The 2,329-nt window shown below is 72.3% G+C and carries 1 protein-coding gene; it reads left to right on the forward strand.

Features of this window, described 5'->3' with window-relative positions; all coding sequences use genetic code 11:
* Window positions 1-2,089, forward strand: a 2,089-nt coding sequence (locus NA4_RS37930; protein WP_169811219.1) for a PD-(D/E)XK nuclease family protein, incomplete at its 5' end; no start/stop codon positions are given.
* Window positions 2,090-2,329 lie beyond the last annotated feature (240 nt).

Below are 2,329 nucleotides of genomic sequence, written 5' to 3' on the forward strand. Positions count from 1 at the left end.
GGGCGTGCCGGTGCAGCAGCCCGCGCTCGACACGCCGCTGGCCCGCAGGCGCGGCGCGGCCTGGATGCTGCTGTCGCTGCGCGCGGTGCTGGCGGGCGAGGCCGTAGGACGGGGAGCGGAACCGGAGTTCGAGCCGGAGGACGCACTCGACTTGCTGGCCGGGCCGCTCGGCGGCGCCGATCAGATCTCCTTGCGCCGCCTGCGCCGCGGCATCCGGCGCGCGGTGCTTCACGTCGCCAGGAATGGGGCGAAAACCCTCGAGGATCAGGATGATTCGCCGCAGGATCAGGACGCGGACATCGATCTGCCCTCCGCGCAGGTGTTGCGTGACCTGCTGATCGGAACCGGCGACGCGGCGATCCTGGGCCGGCTCACCGAGGTCGAGGCCGCTCCGCTGCGCCGGGTGCTGGACGCGCTGAACCGCGCGCGCAAGGCGCGGGCGCGCGGCGCGGGCTTGGAGGACGTGCTGTGGGCGCTGTGGACCGGTTCCCGGCTGGAGCGGCGCTGGGTGGCCCAATCCGAACGCGGCGGCGCGGTCGGCATGCAGGCCGATCGCGATCTGGACACCGCCGTCGGGCTGTTCGACGCGGCAGCCGCCTATGTCGACCGGCTGCCGCGGGCGAGCATCGAAGGCTTCGTCGATTACCTGTCCCAGCAGGAGATCCCGAACGATGCCGCGCCACGCACCGCGCCCGGCGAGGCGGTCGCCCTGCTGAGTGCGCACGCCGCCGCCGGGCGGGAATGGGACGTGGTCGCGGTCGCCGCCGTGCAAGAGGGAATCTGGCCCAACCCGCGCTCGCGCGGCACCCTGCTGCACACCGAGGACCTGGTCGATCTCACCGCGGGCGTCTCCGATGGCGGGGAGCGGGTCAGCCGTGTGGCGCCGATCCTCGCCGAGGAACGCAGGCTGCTACTGGTCGCATGCAGCCGCGCACGGCGATCGTTACTGGTGACGGCCGTGGAATCGGTCTCAGGGGAACGCGATCTGGTGCCGTCGCGTTTTCTCGCCGAGTTGCTCGGGCACGACGACGACGGCGAGCCCGGCGCGCTTCCGGTGGTCGACCCCGGCCGTGCCCTCGTGATGCATTCCCTGGTGGCCGAATTGCGCGGCGTCGTCTGTGATCCCGAGGCCGACCCGGACCGCAGGCGGCGGGCCGCGCATCAGCTGGCCCGGCTGGCGGACGCGGGCGTGCGCGGCAGTCATCCCGACGACTGGTACGGCACCGCCGATCTCAGCTCGGGTCGTCCGCTGTGGTCCGACGACGACGGCGCGGTGGCGCTGTCGCCCTCCACCGTCGAACTGCTGCGCACCTGCCCGCTGCGCTGGGCGCTGGAACGCAACGGCGGCACCGACGGCGACAATCCACACGCCGTCAAGGGCAATCTGGTGCACACGCTGGTGCAGGCGCTGGCGGGCAAGGTGCCCGAGGAGCAGGTGCGCGCGGCACTGGATCGCGCCTGGCAGGGGGTGGATCCTGGGACCGGCTGGCACTCCCGTCAGGAGCTGCGCCGCACCGAGGCGATGCTTGAAACCTTCCTGGCCTGGGTCCGCAACACCCGCGGCGAGCTCACCCAGGCCGGAGTCGAGGTGCCGGTGGACTGTGTGCTGCCCGCGCGCACCGAAGACGAACGCGCCGTGCGGATTCGGGGCCGGGTCGACCGACTGGAACGGGACGCGCAGGGCCGCTTCGTGATCGTGGACGTGAAGACCGGCAAGTCCCCGGTTACCAAGCAGGCCGCCGCCGATCACGCCCAGCTGGCGACCTACCAGGTCGCGGCCGCCAGCGGCGCACTCGACGCCGGTGATGAAACCACGCCCGCGACAATCGAATCCGACGTGACGGCCGAACCTGGCGGTGCGCGGCTGGTGTACGTCGCCAAACCGAGCAAGGCGGAGGGCGCGACCCAGCGCATGCAGCCCCCACTGGACGCCGAGGCCCTCGGCAAGTGGCGTGACACGATCCACGATGCCGCCGCGGCCACCCAGGGGCCGAACTACCTCGCCGTGCGCAACGACGGTTGCCGCCACTGCGCGGTCGCGGGCAGCTGCCCCGTGCAGGACCGGGGAAGACAGGTGACGGACGAGTGAGCGCGTTGTCTGTGGTTGCCGCGCTCGCGGTGCCGCCGCTGCGTGGTTGTGCGCCTGCCGCGTCCGGGATAGGGGTTGATCCGGCCGCTCGGCTCATGGTGCCGCCAGTGTGTCGTTGCGGGCAGTTGCCGTGTCCGGGACGGGGGGAGTCAAGTGCCGGACGAGTAAGCGAGCGGACCGGTGCCGCAGCGCTTTCGGTCCGGTCGCTGCCGTCCGGCGAGGTGCCACCGTGAGCGAATA

The sequence above is a fragment of the Nocardia amamiensis NBRC 102102 genome, from assembly GCF_001612745.1.
GTDB lineage: Bacteria > Actinomycetota > Actinomycetes > Mycobacteriales > Mycobacteriaceae > Nocardia > Nocardia amamiensis.